Source organism: Xenorhabdus griffiniae, assembly GCF_001028135.1.
Taxonomy (GTDB): Bacteria; Pseudomonadota; Gammaproteobacteria; order Enterobacterales; family Enterobacteriaceae; genus Xenorhabdus; species Xenorhabdus bakwenae.
Window position 1 is genome coordinate 27,167 of record NZ_LDNM01000044.1, and the last position, 22,855, is coordinate 50,021.

Genomic DNA, 22,855 nt, shown 5'->3' on the forward strand with positions numbered 1-22,855 from the left:
TTCCAATTGATTTATCAGGTACTGTCATTTTATAGGATTTACTCATGCACACGGACCTTCTCTCTCCTGATTCATTGCGCCAGCTTATCGCTGGCCTGTTTAATCAAAAACATATTTTGGTGGGCGATCATGACGATTTAATCCGCCATGGGCTGGATTCAATGCAAATCATGGCATTGCTGAACCAGTTTAGACGCCAGGGCCATCGTGTCACTCTGCGCGAGCTTTACCAAAAACCAACGCTGCATGCCTGGAGCCAGCTTCTGCAACGCTATGCCCCTGTCACCCACACAATCCCCCAAGAGACAGCGCCACTGCCACGGATTGCGGATGCTCGCCCATTCCCATTGACGGCGGTACAACATGCTTATTTTGTTGGGCGTTCACCGGCGCAAACGTTGGGGGGCGTGGGTTGTCATTTGTATCATGAGTTTGAGGGGATCGGGCTGGAGCCTGAACGACTGGAAGCGGCTATTCACATGCTGATCCAGCGGCATCCGATGTTACGTGTGCGTTTTTTGCCGGATGGGCGCCAGCAAGGTATGACCCGTGCTTACTGGAAACAATTAACGGTTCACGATCTCCGCCATCAGTCAGTTGATGAACAGCAACAAACGCTGGACAATATACGCGAACAACTCAGCCATCGCGTATTACGGGTTGAAGAAGGGGAAACGTTTGATCTTCAACTTAGCCTGTTTGGTAATAATCAACATCGGCTGCATGCCAATATCGACCTGCTGATCATGGATGCCGCCAGTTTTAGCCTGTTCTTTACCGAACTGGCGGCATTAATTGCCAAACGCAGTCTGCCTGTTATTTCTTCTGACTATGATTTTTGCAGTTACCTGACACAATATCAGACTCAATTTAAGCAGGCCCGACAGGAAGCAGAGGCATTCTGGCGTCACCGATTAGACACCTTGCCACCAGCCCCCCAACTTCCGCTGGCCAGAGATCCTTCCCTGATAAAAAATGTCCGGATCCAGCGCAGATGTTTTCGTTTATCGCCTGAACATTGGGAACGTTTTAAACAACTCGCGCAACAAAATGGCGTGACGCCAACGATGGCATTGGCGACGGCATTTGCCGCTTTATTGTGTCGCTGGAGCAATGCAACACGCTTGTTGTTCAACCTGACGCTATTTGACAGAGTTCCGCTGCATAACGCGGTTGATAGCATTCTGGCCGATTTTACTAATATTCTGCTGTTAGACATTCCCGGCGATAATTTACCATTCAGCCAACTGGCTCAGGATGCACAGGCAACATTTACCGAAGCTTACGAACATCGTCATTGGTCTGGTGTCGAAGTTCTGCGTGAACTCAAGAAGCGAGGTAACCACCCTCATGGCGCACCAATTGTGTTTACCAGCAATTTAGGCCGGCCTTTGTATGGTGAGAATACGGGTGATGTCCTGGGAAAACCGAGCTGGGGAATATCACAAACACCGCAGGTATGGCTGGATTTTGTTGCCTTTGAACATGAAAACGCCCTGAATATCCAGTGGGACAGCAACGACGAACTTTTCCCTGCCGGTTTGATGGATACGCTATTCACAACCTATCAGGGGTTGATTGAGAACCTGACGGAAAACGCGACACAATGGCACGAAAAGTTACCGGATCTGATGCCTGAGTCGCAATACCGTCTGCGACGCCAAATGAATAACACGGTTGAACCGTTACCCAATGCCTTGTTACATGAAGCGGTGTTTATACAAGCAGAACAGACCCCCAATGCTGTCGCTTTAATGACTCAGCACGAACAAATGAGTTATAGCGAACTCAGCCTGACCGCCCGCCGATTAGCCGCCGGATTGCAAAAAATATCGGTTATGCCGGGCGATCGTGTTGCTGTTAGCATGGAAAAAGGCATCGGACAAATTGTCGCTGTACTGGCTGTACTTTATGCCGGTGGTGTTTATGTTCCGCTTCCCGTGGATCAGCCACTAAACCGACGTCGGGCTATCTGTGAAAGTGCCGGAATCAATGTCGTTATTATTGATCCTAAGCAGCAGAACAATGCCTGGTCACAGGATATACATTGCATTTCCTGGCATCAGGATGCGCAGTTATTGCCCTTAACTCACATGGCTAAGTGCGCGGTGACTGATCCGGCTTATATCATTTATACCTCTGGTTCAACCGGTATGCCAAAAGGTGTGGTGATTAGCCATCAAAGCGCACTGAATACCTGTCTGGATATCAATCGGCGTCATCAAGTGCAACGCCATGACCGTTTGCTGGCACTCTCCGCCCTGCATTTCGACCTCTCTGTTTATGACATTTTTGGCATTCTCAGTGCCGGAGGTGCGCTGGTATTAATTAATGAAGCACAACGCCGCGATCCATCAAGCTGGGAAATGCTGATCGAGCGCCATCACGTTACGTTGTGGAACAGTGTACCGGCACTGTTTGATATGTTGCTGACCTATTGTGAAGGGATGGAAGTTGGTACACCGAAAACGCTGCGTACTGTGATGTTGTCCGGGGATTGGATCGGTTTGTCGCTGCCTGAACGTTACCGTGCATTCAATCCTGAGGGTGTATTAAGCGCAATGGGAGGCGCAACGGAAGCGGCTATCTGGTCAAATGAATATATTGTTAAGGACGTTGACCCACAGTGGCGTTCTATCCCTTATGGTTATCCTCTCGCAAACCAATGTTACCGTGTCGTGGGTGAAGATGGCCGTGATTGCCCTGACTGGGTTGTTGGTGAACTGTGGATTGGTGGTGCCGGTGTAGCGCCAGGCTATTTTAATGATGAAGAACGCACGGCGGCCCAATTTGTTATTGATCAGGGAGAACGCTGGTATCGGACTGGAGATCTGGGTTGCTATCACCCCGAAGGCTGGCTTGAATTTATGGGGCGCCGTGATAGCCAGGTGAAAATCGGGGGTTACCGGATTGAGCTGGGAGAAATTGATGCCGCCCTCAGTCAAGTCACTGGTATCAGTAAAGGTGTTGCCTTAGCCCGTGGTGAAAAAGAAAAGTCTCTGGTGGCATTCCTGGAGTTGGAAGGTAATACTTTATGCCAACGCATAAATCGTGCGCCACAATTACCCACGCACTATCGTGATCTGTTCCCGGCAATGCAGGTAATAACCGATGATAATCATAAACATTATGACGAAGTTGCGCTATTCCTGCTTGAACACCTGTCGCATCACGGCATTACATTTACTTCACCGCAATCGCTCGCCGATTGTCTGAAACACTATCAACCACTGCCGGAATACCATCACTGGTTTGCCCGTATGCTGGCGCATCTTTGCCAGTGCAAACTCTTGGCTGAACCTGCACATCATCTCTATCAGGCCGGATTGCCATCCACCTCATTCAGTCATGAAGCAAAATCTATTCCTGCACGCTGGCATTCTACGCTGCGTCATATTCTTACCGGACAGCAGGCCGCCGTCACATTACTTGATGATCCGCAATTTGCACCGGAGCAACAACTCTTTATCCAACCAGAAACCCCGCAATGGCTGACAGGATTGCAACAGGTCATCATTGCCCTTTCCCAGCGGTTACAACGCCCCGTTACTTTGATGGAGTTCGATGCCCGCAGTGGTCTCTGTGCTCAATGGCTGGCAGAACATATTACTGACCAACATCTGTCTTATATCGGTTTTGAACGTTCTCAGGCGCTGATTAACCAGATGCAAACAAGGTTAAGTGGCTATACTCACACATCAGTACACTATTGGTCTGAGAAAAATAGTCCCGAATCGCTACAACATCAGGCAGATATCATCCTGCTAAACAATGTATTACACCGCGAAGAAGACCCAGCAAGTTTCATCAGAGCATTACTTCCACTGGCACAACCGGGTGCGTTGGTATTGGCAATGGAGTTGCAACAAGCATCTCCTATTTCCCTGATTACAGCTGAGTTACTTTCACCGCAAGGTATTCAGTTACGTTCTGCATCAGAGTGGTTATCTCTTCTTCCATTGCACGCGGAAACACCGATTACCCTCGGCAATCTGAATGTGCTGTTGATGCAAACAAGTGACAACGTCACCATACCTGATCGGGAAAAAATCAAATCCGCGCTGGCACAACATTTGCCAGGCTATATGATCCCACAGCGCTTGCATGTTATTCCGCACCTGCCCCTGACACCTAACGGCAAAATTGACCGTAAAGCGCTGGCACAATCTCTGCAATTCGCCACAACATCCACCACAAAAACAGACACAGCGACGTCTCAGCCTGAAATAACTTTACTAAATGCGGTGGAGCAAACCGTTGGCGATATTTGGCAACGCCTGCTGAATACTGAACAATTGGGCCGTCACAGCGACTTTTTCCAACTTGGCGGTGACAGTCTTTTAGCTACCCGTTTAATTGGTGAACTGGCACAACAAGACCTTAAAGGCGAACTGGGTCACCTGTTCCGTCACCCGCAATTAGCAGCATTTGCCTCAACACTGACTTATTTATCTGAAACTTCATCAGAAGCCTATGCAATTTCAGAAGAGCAAGATGAATATCAGCCGTTCCCATTAACCGAAGTTCAGCAAGCTTATCTGGTCGGACGCTACCCTGGTTTCGCTCTGAGCGGCATTGGGGCACATTTCTTTATCGAATACCGGATAGAACAGTTAGATGTTCAGCGCCTGAATCGGGTGTTAAATCGCCTGATCCAACGTCATCCTATGCTCAGGACGGTTGTGATTAACGGGCAACAACAGATATTACAAAATGTCCCGGCCTTCTCAGTTAAACAACACCGATTTGCCGATATTACTGAAGCAGACACCTTACGCGACCGTCTGTCACATCAAGTATTAGATGTCAGTCGCTGGCCGGTGTTCGATTTCCAACTTGCACAAGACAACAACCCTGTCTCCCGACTGTTTGTTAGTCTGGATAACCTGCTATTAGATGGGTTAAGTATGCAGATATTGCTGGCTGAATTAGAGCAGCTATATCTCAACGAACAACACACCTTACCGCCACTGAAAGTGGCATTCCGTGATTGTGTATTACGCCAGCAACACATGCCGGTACATCAGAGTTCCCTGCAATACTGGCAAGAGCGAGTGAAAACATTGCCATTGGCCCCGCAATTACCATTGCGTATGGCACCAGCACGTGTTCAAACCCCGCATTTTGTGCGCTATAGCGATCGGTTATCTGCACAGGAATGGGCGCAGTTAAAACAACAGGCGGCCTCCCACCAAATAACACCTTCTGCGCTCCTGCTTGCCGCTTATGCCGCCGTTCTGTCCGCATTTAGTACCAGACCGGAGTTAACCCTTAACCTTACCCTGTTCGATCGCCCACACTGGCATGAGGATATTAAACATATTCTGGGTGATTTCACCTCATTGTCACTACTGGCCTGGCATCCGGAGAAAAACTGGTTATCCAGTGCACGCCGGCTGCAACAACAGCTATGGCAAGATCTGGATCACCGCCATATCTCAGCGATCAGAGTGATGCGCGAACTGGCGCAGCGCCGTGGCCCTGATGCTGCCGTCATGCCCGTCGTTTTCACCAGTGCGTTGGGCACACACGAAGGACAGTTCCTGTCACGTTCATCATGGATGAAACCGGTTTGGGGGATCTCGCAAACGCCGCAAATCTGGCTGGATCATCAGGTTTACGAATCTGATGATGAACTTTGCCTGAACTGGGACGCAGTCGAAGAATTATTTGAGCCACACCCGTTACAAAACATGTTTAACCGCTATATGGCGCTATTGCGCACCCTCGCTGCACAACCCGAAAGTTGGCGTTCAGCTTTGGAGCAACTGCTGCCACGCCAGCAAACCATGATCGTTGCAGATAATCCTGCTGTGGCTATTCCACGCGCAGAAGGAGCCGGGCCACAAATATGCCGTGAAACATGCAATGAAATTCAACGCTTGTTTTTATCTGTAACCCATTGTCCGATAAATGCACAACAAAACTTTTTTGAGGCAGGAGCCAGCTCGCTACAGCTCATCCAACTGCATAACAAATTACAAGATGCAGGCTTCCGGCATCTTGCTGTTACTGATTTATTTGCTTATCCGACGCCAGAGTCGCTCAGTTTGCGTTGCCGCAAAGAGGCTCAAAACGAAAATGACCGGTCAATCCCCCTTCGTCAACGTCAACAACAAAAGCGTCTGCAACAACGGGAAAAACGTCATAAAGGAGCTGCACAATGACTCACTTAACGCCTCACTACGATAATTGCGATCCCATCGCAGTGATTGGCCTTGCCTGCCGTTTTCCACAGGCACCCGATAGCGATACTTTTTGGCATAACCTGCAACATGGGGTTGAGTGTACAAAGACACTTTCCCGTCAAACATTATTGGATGCCGGTATTTCTCCTGAACTCATTGATAGTGAAAACTTTGTCAATCAGGCGGCAATACTGGAGAACGCGGAACAATTTGACGCCTCGCTGTTTGGCTATTCACGTCAGGAAGCAGAAATGCTCGATCCTCAACAGCGTCTATTTCTGCAAACAGCCTGGCATGCGCTTGAACATGCCGGTTATGCGCCACGTCATGTCCCGCTGAAAACCGGTGTCTTTGGTAGTAGCCGGATCAGTACCTGGCCTTCATGGTCACAGTTTGCGATGACCGATGCTGGCAAGGTGAAAGGGTTACAAGCGTTAATGAGTAACGATAAAGATTACCTTGCGACCCGGACTGCCTATAAATTAAACCTGAAAGGCCCTGCTCTCACCGTACAAACCGCCTGTTCAAGTTCACTGGTTGCCGTACATATGGCTTGTGAGAACCTGCGTTCCGGTGAGTGTGACATGGCTCTGGCCGGGGGTGTGGCGGTTTCTTTCCCACAAGAAAGCGGTTACTTGTATCAACCAGGGATGATCTTCTCACCTGACGGGCACTGTCGACCCTTTGATAGTCAGGCAAATGGCACCTACGGCGGCAATGGTGTTGGTATTGTCGCACTGAAACGTCTGAGTGATGCCTTACGCGATGGCGATCCCATCATGGCCGTGTTACGGGGCAGTGCCATTAATAACGATGGCAACGAAAAAGTGGGCTTTACGGCACCTTCGGTGAAGGGTCAGCACCGTGTGATTAGCGAAGCATTACAACTGGCTGATGTCAGCATTGATGACGTCGGCATGATTGAAGCACACGGCACAGGGACACCACTTGGTGATCCCATTGAAGTTGATGCATTACGCACGGTATTCTCTGACCGCAGTGGGTCAGTACCGCCTTGTTATCTTGGTTCAGTAAAAAGCAACATCGGTCATCTCGATACTGCCGCAGGTATTGCCAGTTTGATCAAAGCGGTTCTGGCCGTCTGGCAGGGTTACATTCCCCCAACGCTCAATGTACAGCAACCCAATCCGGCATTACGACTGCAAGAAAGCCCGTTCAGGCTGGCAACACAAGGGCAACGTTGGACGCAAGAATTGCGTACCGCCGGCGTTTCTTCATTCGGCATTGGCGGCACTAACTGTCATATTGTGGTGCAATCATTGCCAACAGAATTACATCGTCGCCGTATTAACCATTCACCAACAGCACCGTTGCTGCTCTCTGCGGCTTCGGAAGCCTCATTGCGTCAATTGGCGCAACGCTACACGGCTGCACTCAATAATACCCCGGAACATGATACCGATCTGGCCTGGACTGCATTGCAGGGACGTGATCTTTCACTGCCCTGGCGTTTAGCGCTGACATTAGCGCCACAAGATAGTGAAAAAAATGTGGAGAGCCTATCCGCTTTTGCGAACAATATCGCAACACCAAACATCTTTAGCGGGCAAACCAAAAATGAAAACAAGCAACTGTGGCAATTCAGCGGTCAGGGTTGTCAATGGGCTGGCATGGGAAAAGCCATGTATGCCAGTTCTCCTGTTTTCTCCGCGATGTTAGATCGTTGCTGTGCCGCCTGTGCCACCGAATTAGCACTGCCACTAAAAGCCGTGATGTTCGGCGAGCATGATGCCGACTTAGCGACCACCGAATATGCACAACCGGCCATTGTGGCTCATCAAATTGCGCTGGCAGCCCATTGGCGTGCACTTGGGCTAAAACCGGATTATATCCTGGGGCATTCCGTCGGTGAATTCGCAGCTGCCGTGGTTGCCGGCATTCTCACACCTGAGCAAGTCATGCCACTGGTCGCGGTACGGGGCAAACTGATGCAAAGCTGTTCTCAAGGAGGAGCAATGTTGGCAATCTTTGCCAACGAAGAAGATATTTCTCCTTTTACGGATTCATTGTCTTTGGATCTGGCGGTTTGCAATGGCCCGCAACACTGGGTCTGGGCCGGTAAAGAGACAGAAATTGCTATCCTGACACAACGGCTGGAACAGCAGCAGATTCGTTACCAGCACCTTGATGTTGCCTGTGCCGCACATTCAGCCATGCTTGAGCCTGTTCTGGCCGAATTTTCCCTGTATTGCAGCCGGTTACAACCAGCATCGGGAGAAATTCCGCTCATTTCTACCTTGACAGCCAATCTGGCAGAGGATGAGCAATTAGGCGCACCTGATTACTGGCGTAACCATATGCGCCACACGGTACGTTATCATCAGGCCATTGAGTTTGCCCGCCAGCAAGGTGTTGCACTGTTCATGGAATTTGGGGCTGATGCACCGCTAACAGGGATCGGACGACGAGCCAGTCTGCCGCAGGAAACCTGGATTGCGAGTGCCTATCGTCAAAGCTCCCCAGAAGCAGATCAACAAACGGCACTTATGCAACTTTACTGTGCCGGTGCACAACTTGACTGGCCGCATCTCTTCCCATTCACCGGGGTAAAATGCCATGCCCCACTCTATCCATTTGATGAGCAGCATTACCGCTTCTCCGCAACCGAATTACCTGTAAGCAAAACCGAGCCGCTCTTAGCCAACACTAAGCTTGATGTCAATTCCCTGCTTGATCCTGCCATTGAACAAAACGCCGATGCAGCAATATTGCGGGCATTGTATACCGATGCATTGATATATCAGTGTCATGGGCGTGAGGCTGAACAAGGTTTCAGTGCCATCGACACGATTCGGGCTGGTCGGCTACAACCTTGCTGGCGGGCGTTGCTGGAGCAGTTATTAAGCCACTGTGTGCAGCAAGGTTATTATCAGGAAATTTCCGCGCCAACGGTAAGTAAAATATATCGTCCTTACCGTGCCTTGCCTTATGCCAGACGCCGGTTACTGGAGGCGGGTTTGTTCACGGCTTTCCCGGCACTGATTTATGCGGGTGAGCGCCTATTCGCGCTGCTGAGTGATCGTGCTGATCTGCCCCGTCAGTCAGTGGCATCCCGATCGGTGACAAAAACCTGGCTTCCTGCACCGCAGCCATGCCCTGATACTCACTATGCCCTGCATTGGCGCACAATAAATACCGCAAATATACCGGGATCTTCAACGCGCTATACCCTTCGCTCTTCAACCGCAAATGGCGGGGTGATTAATCATTGGCGTCATGGCATTCATTTACAGCCTGAAAACGGCAATCGGTTACTGCTGCTTGAAGGCAATGAGGTTACAGAATTATGTGATCAGGTTATTAGTGAACTAAAACGCGATGAAACAGCACCTTTAACCGTTGTAACCTGCTGTGCCCAAGCAGGATCCACCTTATTAAAAGAAGATATCAACCCCGCCCAATACGCTATTTGGGCCTTGCTGCGGGTCGCGGTTGAAGAGTATCCCCACCGCCGCATTCAGGCGATTGATATCGCTGATATTTACGATACGGACGCGTTGTCATTAGCGCTTGGCTATCTGGATGCACGGAATTATGGACACCATCGCTGGCTGAGAGTACGCGGAAATCAAATCGCTGTGCCGGTTTTACAACGCCAGTCATTATCACAACCACTGTCACAACAGCCGATATCGATTCCTCATCAGGGTTGGCACATTATTACAGGCGGAATGGGGGGTATCGGTCGCATTTCCATCCGTTGGTTGCTGACTCAGGGCGCACGCAAGATTGCCGTGTTTGCCCGCCGCAAACATGCGGATTGGGATGATTTTGTGCAAGAATTGTCACTGAGTAGCGAATGTGAAATACGCTGGATTAACCTTGATGTCACAGATACACCCGCCTTACTAAATGCAGTGCAGGCTCTGGCACAAGAAGATCGTATCGCGGGCGCGATCCATGCCGCAGGCATTGCCGACCATACTCCACTGGCAGAACTTGAGCGTCAGCACCTGTCACACGTGTTATCCGTCAAGGCTCACAGCGCCACGGCGTTGCAAACTGCGCTCCAACAACATCATGCCCAATATCTGCTGCTGCACGCTTCTGCCGCCTCAATGTTAGGTGCCCAAGGACAGGGGGCTTATGCCATCGCCAACGCTTGTCTGGAATCTTTAGCGCTGACAGCACCAAATCAATTGATGGTTAAAACGTTGGTTTGGGGCGTTTGGGGTGGCATTGGTATGGCCAGCGACCGGCGGTTGGTAGAAAAACTGGCGCAGGATGGCATGTTACCGTTCAGCACAAATGAAGGTATCTGGCATCTCCATCAATCTCTGTACACCGTATCACCTTGCTATCTGGCCATGCGGTTAGATGAACATCACCCTGATATTTCGCGCCGCTTGCAGACTGATGTTCCCCCCATAATTGCAAAATCCGCATCTTCACTCCCTGCCGATAACACGCGGTATCTGGACAGTGAACAACGGCTTAACTGGCTGCGTCAGCGTATCGCAACTTTATTGCGGCTGGAACAGCCGGAACGTTTAGATCCACGACAGGATTTATTACAATTCGGTTTGGATTCCCTGCTATTTCTGGAGTTAAACGCGGCGATCCACCAGCAATTTGGCTTTAGATTGACCGCGGGTTTGGCTTACCAAAATATGACACCAGAGGGGCTTAATACGCTCATTGGGGAGGCCCTGCCTGAACAGCCGATTATCTCTTCCCAACCAGAGGTTATTATTGACAACTCCCGGCGCCACGCCCCCTTTCCTCTGACTCCCATTCAGCACGCTTACTGGATTGGTCGTACACAGGCCATTGATTTTGGGGGAGTCGCTTGTCACGTCTTATTTGAATGGGATCTGGCACTGGATAACTTTGATATCCCGCGTTTTGAACAGGCATGGAATGCATTGATCCAGCGTCATGGCATGCTGCGCATGATAGTCGATGAAGACGGGCAACAACGGATCTTGCCGGAAACACCGTGGTATGTTCTGTCTCAGGCTGATTTGCGCACACGGGATGATACCGCCTGCGAACAGGCTTTGGCTCAACGTCGTCATACCCTCTCCTACCAAGTACCACCGGCAGAACAGTGGCCGTTGTTTGACGTCTCTGTATCACTGCTACCGAATGAACGTTGTCGCTTACATATGAACCTAGATCTGTTGCAGTTTGATGTACAAAGTTTCCGGATCATGATGGACGATCTCCAACTCGCTTATCATCAACAACCTCTGGTCCCACAAGCATTTACTTTCCGCGATTATGTGATGGCAGAACATGCGCAACGTGAAAGTAAAGAGTGGCGGGCATCATGGGCATACTGGCAGGAACAACTACTTTCATTGCCGCCCGCGCCACGATTACCGTTGGAATCACGATTATCTCAACCACAATTATCTCAACGTAACCAGCCTCAATTCACGACTTATGAAGGTCGGGTGGCGCAATCTGACTGGCAACACCTTAAACAGTGCTGGAAAAAATGGGGAGTCACACCTTCCGCTGGCCTGTTGACGCTGTTTGCCCATACTCTTGAATGGTACAGCCGTCACCCGCTGTTTACGCTCAACCTGACATTCTTTAACCGACAACCTTTCCATCCAGAGGTGCAAGAACTGATTGGTGATTTTACCTCAGTCATGTTGATGGATTTTGATTTACGCAAGACAACGTCCCTGCGTGCCAGCATGGAAAAAACCCAGGCTTTGCTCTGGCAACGGTTAAGCCACAGTCATGTCAACGGTGTTGAAGTGTTGCGGGAACTTGGCCGCCAAAAAAATGGCGAAACCCAAAGCAGACAGCCGCTGACACCGGTCGTTTTCACCAGTATGTTAGGGATGGCACAAGACGGTGTCGCTATCAAACAATCCATCACTCAATTACTGGGCGATCCGGTCTTTGTTCTGAGCCAGACGCCACAAGTCTGGTTAGATCATCAGGTTATGGAGGTCGATGGTGATCTGCTGTTTAACTGGTATTGCATGGATGATGTGCTAGAGGCAGGGGTTATTGAGTCGCTGTTTGCCGCTTATGACGCGCTGTTAGTGCAAATTTGCCACCAGCCTGAACGCATGGCGTATTATGATCTGCATACGCCACCGTCTGGTCATACGCGTTATGACTTCTGGCCGCAACACCCTGAATTGCGTCAGGCCGAACACTATCTGCGTACTAAACCTGAAATACGGCTGGCAGAAATTCAGCCTCGTCAGGACGATACACAAGGTTACAACCTGTGGTTGGTTGCAGAAGATCATTTGCCATTATCACTGCCAGAACCACGGGTTATCAACACCGACACCTTACCGCTACCCACGTTAGCAGAACAACAAGCGTTTGAGCGCTCCTGGCAACATATTGAGCAACAAGCGTTATTTGGCCTGAGCCAGACCTTACTGCGCCATAACTTATTCACTGCTGCACAACAATATCACTCTCGTGAAGAGATTGAACAACGCTTACAACTGGCGCCACAGTATCAACGCCTGCTGACTCAATGGCTGACGTTATTCAATAATCAGGGGTTTATTGAAAAAAACGCTGACGGATATCGTTGCCTGCAACCACTTAGCCATGTTCCGGTCCCTACAGCAAAACTGGATGATGCAGTATGGTGTCAAACCATTAGTCGTTATGTCTCAACCTGCATCGAACAACATGACTCCCTGCTTGCCGGACGTGGTAATGCATTGGAGCTGCTGTTCGCCGAGAAACAAATCACAACCAGCCTCTACAGTGAGAACCCCGCATTACGTTGCCTGAACCAGGCTGCCGCTGAAATTGTCCGGCAATTGAGCCAGACATCCGAACATTTCTCTGTACTGGAAGTTGGTGCAGGAACCGGAGCAACCTCAGAGAAGGTACTGGCACACAATGCACACGCCATTCAAAGCTACCACTTTACGGATGTTTCACCGCTATTCCTGGATGATGCCCGCCAGTTACTCAATCATTACGGAGAAACGGTAAAATTTGCCCTGTTCGATATTAACCAGCGTATTGATTTTAGTCAGCACCCGGCATCCGGTTATGACCTGATTATGGCGGTTAACGTATTACATGATGCGATCCATCTGAGAAATACCCTGCGACGCCTCTCCCGTTTATTGAAAGCCGGTGGCGGGTTGCTGATTATTGAATCCACCAAACGCGAAAGTGCCATGCAACTCACCAGTGTCGGATTTATTGAAGGTATTAACGCCTGGGTTGACGATCGCGGTGGTGATCACGGTAATAGTGCATTGATGGAACTTGCAGGCTGGCGTCAGTGCCTGACGCAATCCGGTTATCGGGTTGCATTGGAATGGCCGGGGCAAAACGGGCCAGAACTGCATCAACAACTGATCCTGGCACGGGCTGAACAACAAGCTCGGCTTAATATCAGCGAAATAGCAGCCCGATTTTCCACCTTGCCTTACTCATTGCATATTCAACAGCAAGAGCAATTGCCGTTGATGGTGACAGCGAAAGAGAGCATGGTACAACCGTTAATCACGAAAACCGGACAACCAGAAACAGAAGATGCCCCGCTTCATGATATTGAACAACAAGTCATTGCGCTCTGGCGTTCACTGCTGCCTCAGTCAATACAGCGTCACAGTGACTTTTTCCAAAGTGGCGGAGACAGTCTGATTGCCACCCGAATGGTGGTGCAATTACGCCGCCAGGGTTACGAACAAGCCAGTCTGCAACAGCTATTCGAACACCCTGAGTTGAGTGAATTTTGCCGTACTCTGCGGGTAGCCGAACCCCGTTCAGCGCCACTTGCGATACCGCCTCAAACTGAACCGGCATCTGAGCAGATTTTGCCACTTACCGCACTGCAATACGCTTATTGGCTGGGAGAGAGCCAACTGTTCCAATTTGGTAACGGTATCGCGCATTTCTATGCTGAACTGGCTATCAACGGGCTTGACCTGCCTCGTTTCACCGCCGCCTGGAACCGTGTGATAAATCATCATGCGCAATTACGCGGTTATGTGAAGGAGGGGCAATATCGTATTTTGCCGGAAGTTCCCCGCTATACACCAACCGTCATTGATTGCCGTGACATGTTGTCAGATGAGCGCGAGGCGCAACTGGATCATGCCCGCAACACGCTACGTACTCAAGGCGTTCCCAGCGACAACTGGCCGCTGTTTGATTTAACCCTGTACCATACCGATGATCAGGCATATTTATTGCATTTGACTATCGACCTGCTGGTTGCAGATGGTAAAAGCCTGACATTAATCTTGCGGGATTTACACCACGGGTATCAGGAACCTGACTGGCAGCCAGAGCCGCCGGCAGCAACGATTGGCGACTATATTCAGGCACTGGAGAATGAGAAAACCGAAGAAACCTGGCAACAAAGCCGGCAATACTGGCTTGATCGCTTACCTTCGTTGCCGGATGCGCCGGTGTTACCACTGCAAGATCACCCGTCACAGCAACTCGATCAACAGTGTCTGACCGGACATATCAGTCCACAACAATGGCAGCGTTTGCAACAACGTGCCGCAGAATACCGCGTATCACCTTCACAAGTGATGCTAACCCTATTTGCTCATGTTTTGTCCACGTGGAGCAACAACGAGCATTTCACCATCAATGTCCTGCATGGTAACCGCCTGTTAATGCCTCAGTATTGCGATACGTTAGTCGGCAATCTGTCGACCACATCATTGCTGGAAGTGGATCTACGCAATATTACAGGGTTCAGTGATGCTGTAAGCCGGATACAACGGCAATGGCTGGCCGATCTTCAACATGCGCTGTTTGACGGGCAACAGGTACTCAGGGAGAAAAATCAACACCGCCACAACCTAAACGCCGGTATGCCGATTGTATTCAACGATACAACCGGTACAGCGGGCAAAGGGCCATCAGGGTTGGGAACACTCAATCTCTTTGGTGCGCAAACTCCCCATGTTTATCTCGACTGTATGTTAATTTCCGGCGCAGAAGGCGGTATCACCCTACAATGGGCGATCTTGCCACAATTGTTCCAGCCTCAGGTTGCAGAAAACATGTTTGCCCATTATCAAGCGTGTATCACTGCCTTGCTCGAACCGGATTATTCATGGAGTACCCCGCTGCCTGACTGGCTGCCAGCAAACGATCGCGCTTTGTGTCAGAACAGTAATGCGACAAAAATCGTTTTTCCATCGCATACGCTCTGCTCGCTCATTGAACAGGCAGTAAATCGTTATCCTCAACGTACTGCGGTGGTCGATACCTCGCGTCAGATCGACTATCGCACTTTGTGGTCACACAGCCTGACACTGGCAGCCCATCTGCAAGCGCAGGAAAATCAGGCTTCCTCCCTGATTGGTGTGGTCATGGAAAAAGGCTGGGAACAGGTTGTCGCCGTTCTTGCCATTGTATTGGCAGGGCGGGCTTATCTGCCTATTGATGCCAGTTATCCGCAACAGCGGAGCCATCAGTTATTGGCATCAGGGCAAGTTGATACCGTACTGACACAACCTAAGTTTGCTCAACAGATGAATTGGCCTGAGCATGTCTGCGTCATCTCTCTGGATGAAACATGGCTCAATAATTTACCCGTAACCGAAGAACAACGTTTATCTGTACAGCCAGAAGATTTAGCTTATGTTATCTTCACCTCCGGCTCGACCGGAAAACCCAAAGGCGTAATGATAGACCATCGGGGTGCTGTCAACACGATCCTTGATATTAATCAACGTATTGCACTCAATGAGCACGACAGTGTGCTGGCAATATCAGAGTTAACCTTCGATCTTTCCGTTTATGACCTCTTCGGCACGTTGAGCCGTGGAGCAAAACTGGTTATTCCTGCACCTGGGGACACTAAACAACCTGACAAACTGCTGGCATGGTTACAACGAGAATCGGTAACTGTCTGGAATTCCGTGCCGGCATTTGTGCAACTGCTTGAGGAGTATGCCCGAAGCTATTCTCATTCTCTAAATCCCCTGAATAGCCTGCGCTGGATATTGATGAGTGGTGACTGGATCCCCACCCATTTGCCGGCAAAATTGTCTGCTCTTCACCCTGCGCTTAACCTGCTCAGTTTGGGCGGCGCAACCGAAGCATCAATATGGTCTATTGCTTATCCTATCGCACAGGTTGAGCCTCATTGGTGCAGCATCCCCTATGGCAAGCCTTTAGCCAATCAGACTTTCTACGTGCTTAATTCAGCACTGTCACCTTGTCCAGTCTGGGTAACCGGCGAGCTTTATATTGGTGGAAGTGGGCTTGCCCTGGGTTATTGGAATGATACAGAAAAAACGCAACAAGCCTTTATCATCCATCCCCAAACGGGCGAACGGCTCTACCGTACCGGTGATTTAGGTCGCTGGCGGCCAGACGGTAATATCGAATTTTTAGGGCGTAATGATCACCAGATTAAAATTCGTGGCTACCGGATTGAACCGGGCGAAATCGAGCATCGCTTATGTGAACACCCTGCGATACAACAAGCGATAGTTTTTGCACATACGACGTCAAACGGTGCATTGCAGCTCGTCGCTGGCTTACGTTTAACCGGTACTGCGCCAGTTTCTGCCGAACTGTTACCGATACTGCCTCACTGGTTGCAGCAAACCTTGCCGGTTTGGATGTGTCCACAGCGCTTTATTATTCTCGATACGATACCTGTATCCGACAACGGTAAAATCGACAGACGTACCTTGATGACTCTGGTTGAAAAAGCGCAAGAAGGTGATTCAGCACCATCGGTGACGCTCAGCGCGACAGGACAAACGGTATTAAACCTTTGGGAATCAGTCTTAGAGCAACAAAATATTAACATACACGAGAGTTTCTTTACTCTTGGCGGGGATTCTCTGGCCGCAGTACGATTAATGGTGCAAATCAATCAGACAGTTAATCGCCAATACCCCCTCAGCCTGTTGCAAACTTACGATACCGTACATTCACTGGCGGAATTTATTGAACACCAACCAGAAAATATTTGTCAGGGCGTGGTACTGAACAAGGGAAACATTGAACAATCTGCCTTAGAACAATCTGCCGCCTTAGAACAAGCTACCTTAGAACAAGCTACCTTGTTTATCGTCCATCCAATTGGGGGACACCTGTTGGGATATCGTCATTTGGCAGCTAATTGGGGTGCCCAGCGTCTGATTGGTCTGGCATTTGCACCAGAGAGCATGAATATCGATAAACCTTCTGTCGCTACGCTGGCTGCTGATTACATCAGACAAATCCGTAAGTTCCAACCTACAGGACCTTATGCACTGGCGGGTTGGTCTTTCGGTGGATTAGTGGCCTATGAAATGGCTCATCAATTACGTGCTGCCGGTGAAAGCGTTTCTGACTGCATCCTGATTGATAGTTTCGCACCGAATGTGCGCACGGGTCTGACGCTGGATGATGCATTCTGTCATCGTCATTTCCTGCTCGATTTGCAGGGACAATTCCCGGGTCTCGAACTGAATAACAGCGCGATTGCAGCAAACACGGAAACCTTCCTGCAAGCATTACACCAAGCCTTACCGCAATCTGCCCAGATTGATGACTCACTGGCTGAGCTTTATGCCATCTGGCAGCATAATCTGCGGGCATTGCTTGACTATTGTCCACCCCGGACTTCACAACCTTTCTGCCTTATCCGGGCAAAGCAGGCATTGCCTGATTTTATGGATTACCTCGATCCAACAACCCTCACCGCAACTGATCTTGGTTGGCGAGCTTTCGGGCCAGTCAATGTGACACAACTTGATGGTGATCATTACAGCCTATTCCACAAACATGTCGGCTCTCTGGTTGCGTGCCTGAAAAACATCCTGAGTTCAGTGCCAACAGTTGAACCGGTTAAGGAGAACATATGATAACGCCACGGCGGGTTTTGATTGTCGGTTCAAAATTTGGTGAACTGTATCTTAATGCGTTTCTACAGCCTCGGTCAGATCTGGAACTGGCCGGGATCTTGGCGCAAGGAAGCCCTCGTTCGCAGCAACTTGCCCGAGATTTCAATGTGCCCCTCTTCCGCTCATTGGATGAATTGCCGGATGATATCGATATTGCCTGTGTGGTCATCCGTGCAGAGGTGATTGGTGGCAAAGGCGACCAATTAACCCAGGCGTTATTGGCACGGGGTATTTCGGTCATTCAGGAACACCCTCTTGATGCAGAAGCGATCAAAAGACACCAGTCAACAGCTAGCCAGCATAATGCTATGTTTTGGGTAAACAGCTTTTACAGCCAATGCCAGGCTGGCAGAAGCTGGTTACATGCGGCTCATCAAATCAGTCTGTTATCACAGCAACGTCCGGTAAGCGGTTATCTGACAACCAGCCGCCAGTTACTCTTTTCAGCCCTTGATCTGCTGTTACAGGCCTGTCATTGTCCAGAACAGATTGAGATAGCCTATGTGGGCCAACGGAGTAACGGATTTCATTGCTTTGAACTCAGCTTTGCGGGAACCACAATAACGTTAGACGTTCAATCCTATCTGAACCCCAGCGATCCCGATATGCACAACCTAGTTATGCATAAAATGACGCTGATCTGGCCGGCCGGTTATCTGACGCAGGAAGCCAGCTATGGCCCGGTTATCTGGACACCGGTTCTTCATGCGCCAGACCATCTGAATAATGAACAAAGCCTTTACCTGAATGCCGGCCAGCCGGAAGGCGCTTATCTGCATCAGGCAACATCCCTAATTCTTTGTCCGGCCACGCAAAACTGGATGACCGCATTTGAATGTGATGGTGCCGCAGGTGTGGCACGACTCCTAAATGCCTTGAATTCGGTATTGAATGGGGCACGCTGCCCCCCTGCTTTTAGCTACGACTACCAATTGCGGCTGGCAGGCTTGTGGCAACAAATTTTACGCATGATGGGAGAGCCGGTTACTCAGGATCTACAGCCCCCCGTCTGGATTGATCCCGCACAATTGATACTGACGAAGGAAATATTCTGATGACGTGGAAACTCCCGGCCCATCCGATGATCCGTCCATGCCTGACGACGCACAACAAACCTAAATATACGCTGCTCATCTGCCCCTTTGCCGGGGGCAGTACCAGTGCATTTCGGAACTGGTCCATATTGGAAAATCCAGATATTGCGGTTTCACTGGTGATTTACCCCGGACGTGACAGCCGTATGAATGAACATGCTGTTACCCGCATTACGCCATTGGCTCAGTCACTTTCTGATGTGATCAGATCATTGACTCCCGCACAGAGAGAGAACCTGATACTGGCCGGCCACAGCATGGGAGCGCAAGTCGCTTTTGAAACCTGCCGACGCCTTGAACAACATCACTGTGCTCCTAAGGCATTGGTACTTTCGGGATGTCATGCTCCTCATCTTCAATCCCGCCGCCAACTGAGTGGATTACCGGATCATGAATTCATTGAACAACTGATTGATATTGGCGGTTGCAGCCCGATTTTACGGGAAGATCCTGAATTACTTGCCCTGTTCTTACCCATGTTACGGGCTGATTTTTTTGCTACAGAGCACTATTACCACGCTATTCAGCCTGATTCAGTAAAGCTACAAACCCCCACATTGTTGCTTTATGGCGATGAAGACAAAGAGGCCTCCGCTCTGGAAGTTCAGCAGTGGCACCATTGGCTTGCCAGTGACAAACAAAATCTTGCAGATTGCTGCCAGGAGATTGCCGGCGATCATTTTTACATTACGCAAAAACCACAGAATTTTATTCTTCCCGTTACCCAATTTATGCAATATGTTTATTCAAAGGAGTTCGCATAATGGCACCTTTTTCTATCCCAGAGAACACACTGACGATGACGCCAAACTATTTTTGGAATGGCAAAACGCTGGATCAGCAGCTTGCCGGATGGTCCAGTATCTGGGGGAATAAAACAGCACTGATCTATCACGAGCAGCGGCTCACTTACCATGAACTCCATCAATCGGCGGAAAGGCTGGCAAGCGGCTTGTATCATCGTGGAATACGCCGTGGTGATCACGTTATGGTACAACTACCTAACCGTATCTCCTTTGTTGTCACCTGTTTTGCTTTGTTTAGGCTGGGCGCTCATCCAATATTATTAATGCCTACCCAACGGGCACATGATGTCCATGCGCTTTGCCAGATTGCACGTCCGGTGGCTTATATTATTCCTGATTGTATCCACGGCTTTGATTATCGGGAAATGGCACGGGAAGTTGCAGCATCTTGCCCCGAACTGAAACACATTATCGTTGATGGAGAAGCAGACGAATTTATCCCCTTCGCTTCCATTGAGGATGAACCCCTCAATATTATTGGCCCAGGTTATGGCGATATTGCCGTACTTCTGCTTTCCGGCGGAACGACAGGGACACCCAAATTAATCCCGCGTACTCACGATGCTTATACCTATAATTTTGTGCTTTCCGCCCGTCTGTGCGCAATCAATACTGAAAGTGTTTATTTAGCGGTATTACCTGTTGCACATAACTTCATTTTAGGCAGCCCCGGGATCCTGGGCACGCTTTCTCAGGGAGGATGTGTACTCCTCAGTGATACAGCGAGTTGTGATGAAGCCATGCCATTGATCGAAGAGCATAAGGTAACACATTTAGCATTAGTCCCGGCTCTTGCACGGCTCTGGGAACAAGCGCGTGACTGGGAACAAAGCGACCTTTCATCCCTGCGCTGCTTACAAGTCGGAGGTGGCAGGCTCACACCGGAACTGGCCGAACAGGTCATGGCACGCCTTGGTCCTTTGCAACAGGTATTTGGTACAGCGGAAGGATTACTCTGCTATACCCGACTGGACGACCCTTATGAGGTTATCATTAATACCCAAGGACGCCCATTGTCAGAAGAAGATGAGATCAACCTTGCTGATACCAATCTGCAACCTGTTGCACCTGGTGAAGTCGGTGAGCTGATTACACGCGGTCCCTACACCATTACAGGATATTACCGTGCTGAACAGCACAATACCGTCGCTTTCACCACGGATGGATTCTACCGTACAGGCGATTTGGTTCGCATCAGACCTGATGGCAACCTGCTCGTTGCAGGACGGATTAAAGAGCAGATTAACCGCAGCGGTGAAAAAATTTCAACGCTAGAAGTTGAAACATTATTACTGCAACATCCAGATATTGATGACGCCGTTGTGATCGCTGTCCCAGACGAACTACTGGGTGAACGCATTTGTGCTTGCCTGCCAAAGAGCATCAATCAACCCGATCCTGCACAAATGCAAGCATTCTTGCATCAGAAAGGCGTTCAGCGTCATAAAATCCCTGACCAATGGTTATTTGTGGCGTACTGGCCATTAACCGCAGTAGGAAAAATCAACAAACGCCAGTTAGTACAAATGGCGCAAGCAGAAAATACAGAAACAGCAGAAAATAACAGCCTGATGAAGCAGTATCATGAACACACTATTGCTATTACCAGCACGCCGTTAGATCTGGTTACCCACTTGCTTGCCGATAATGATGCCCCACCTTGTACGCTCTATGAGATGAAAGGTGAATGGTCATTGGGAATAGGTTGCGCCGCAACCATCAGTGCCGATGCATCGGGACAATTGATTGATTCACAGGGTCATCGTCATCCATACGATATCAGCACATTAAGCCAGAAACTTGAGCAAACGTTCAACGCTGTTCCGATTAAAGACTGGCGTGCTTATGGCAGAACATTATTTGAGTTTTCCCATATGACGTATGGGTTACCATTAGAACCATCATTAGTACAACAAAATGAAGCACTAATAAAAATCACTATTCCACAACATGAATTACGCATAACTCAAGGACAGGTTCTGATACGAACTCTTGAAGAAGCACAAATCTCCATATTGAACGAGAAAGTCAAGCGGGCAGATCAATTAGGTACACCGGCTTTTCCACAGACAAAAGAGGTGGAAATTAGCAACACAGCAGACACGGCAAAACATTATCAAGACAACGTTGCCAATGCGGTTAAGGATATTGCCTCAGGTCACTACCAAAAAGTGATCCTGTCACGCCGGGTTGAGCTGGGTTCAAATATTGATATTACACACAGTTACTGGCTGGGGCGTCAGGCTAACACACCTGCCCGCTCTTTCTTCTTACGTGATGGCGATTTCTCTGCTTATGGTTTCAGTCCGGAAACCGTCGTTGAGGCAGAGGGTTCGGGCTGGATTAATACCCAACCGTTGGCAGGCACCCGAGCATTGACACATGACAAGGAGCAAGATCAGCAACTGCGGGCCGATTTACTTTCTGATCCGAAAGAAATTTCCGAACACGCGGTTTCGGTTAAACTTGCATTAGAAGAATTAGCACCGATTTGTCAGCCAGAAACGCTTTGTGTATCAGAATTTATGGCTATTCGTGAACGTGGTTCGGTACAACATTTGGCATCACGAGTAAAAGGGTTGCTACACACAGACAAAAACCGCTGGGATGCATTTATTGCCTTATTCCCGGCAGTCACTGCGTCAGGGATACCGAAAAAACCGGCTTTACACACCATTTCTCGTTATGAAGGTGAACCACGTCGGCTTTATAGTGGTTGTGTCATGCTCTTAGACAGCACAGGTAAACTGGATGCTGCACTGGTATTACGTTCTCTCTATCAGCATAAAGAACGCTGCTGGCTTCAGGCTGGGGCTGGTTTGGTCAGAAATTCAAGGCCAGAAAGAGAATGGCAGGAAACCTGTGAAAAACTGGAGTGCATTATGAAATATGTTCGTCCTTATTCCGCCAAAGAAGACTAAACGTTT

Annotated in this window: 5 protein-coding genes; all 5 read left to right on the top strand. The window is 49.4% G+C overall.

Going from position 1 to position 22,855, the window contains the following annotated elements; translation table 11 throughout:
• The first annotated feature begins 44 nt into the window (after positions 1 to 44).
• Genes AAY47_RS11070 through AAY47_RS23165 form a run of 5 tightly spaced genes read left to right on the top strand, consistent with a single transcriptional unit; the run spans position 45 to position 22,849 of the window.
• Positions 45 to 6,167, top strand: a complete 6,123-nt coding sequence (locus AAY47_RS11070; RefSeq protein WP_047769823.1) for a non-ribosomal peptide synthetase — start codon at positions 45 to 47, stop codon at positions 6,165 to 6,167.
• Entirely contained in the window at positions 6,164 to 17,989 is an 11,826-nt protein-coding gene (locus AAY47_RS11075) for a hybrid non-ribosomal peptide synthetase/type I polyketide synthase (protein WP_047769825.1), read from the top strand. The genes AAY47_RS11070 and AAY47_RS11075 overlap by 4 nt, the downstream gene beginning before the upstream one ends.
• A complete protein-coding gene (locus AAY47_RS11080) occupies positions 17,986 to 19,083 on the top strand; it encodes a Gfo/Idh/MocA family oxidoreductase (RefSeq protein WP_047769827.1) in 1,098 nt (365 codons plus the stop codon). Before AAY47_RS11075 ends, AAY47_RS11080 begins: the two co-directional genes overlap by 4 nt.
• A gap of 26 nt (positions 19,084 to 19,109) precedes the next feature.
• A complete protein-coding gene (locus AAY47_RS11085) occupies positions 19,110 to 19,886 on the top strand; it encodes a thioesterase II family protein (RefSeq protein WP_083446789.1) in 777 nt (258 codons plus the stop codon).
• A 35-nt stretch (positions 19,887 to 19,921) separates the two neighbouring features.
• The gene (locus AAY47_RS23165) at positions 19,922 to 22,849 is read left to right on the top strand and encodes a salicylate synthase (RefSeq protein WP_047769901.1); all 2,928 of its coding nucleotides are present in this window, start codon (positions 19,922 to 19,924) and stop codon (positions 22,847 to 22,849) included.
• The last annotated feature ends 6 nt before the right edge of the window (positions 22,850 to 22,855 follow it).